The organism is Acinetobacter geminorum, from assembly GCF_013009345.1.
GTDB classification, from domain to species: Bacteria; Pseudomonadota; Gammaproteobacteria; order Pseudomonadales; family Moraxellaceae; genus Acinetobacter; species Acinetobacter geminorum.
The window spans coordinates 1-271 of record NZ_JABELE010000060.1 but is presented as its reverse complement, the minus strand read 5'-3'; the positions used below and the strand labels follow the sequence as shown (position 1 = coordinate 271).

Here is a 271-nt window from a genome sequence, read left to right as displayed (position 1 = left end):
CCGCGACCTGCTGGCTGGCCGACTGCCAACTGACGAAGAAGCCTTTGCGTCCTGGCGTGGCGATCTCCGACAGGTAGACCGAAACCCCTCCCAGCTCGACGCCGGCGGAAAAACCCTGCAGGAGCCGGCCGAACAGCACCAGCAACGGCGCCGCCACGCCCAGCGTGGCATAGCCGGGAACGAAGGCGATCAGCAGGGTGCCCATGGCCATCAGGCCGAGGGTGATGATCAGGCCCTGGCGGCGGCCGTGGCGATCGATGTAGGCGCCCAG

The 271-nt window shown here is 68.3% G+C and carries 1 protein-coding gene; it reads right to left on the bottom strand.

The features are described from left to right. A partial coding sequence (locus HJG58_RS18685; RefSeq protein WP_170249805.1) for an MFS transporter occupies positions 1-271 on the bottom strand: 271 nt, incomplete at both ends.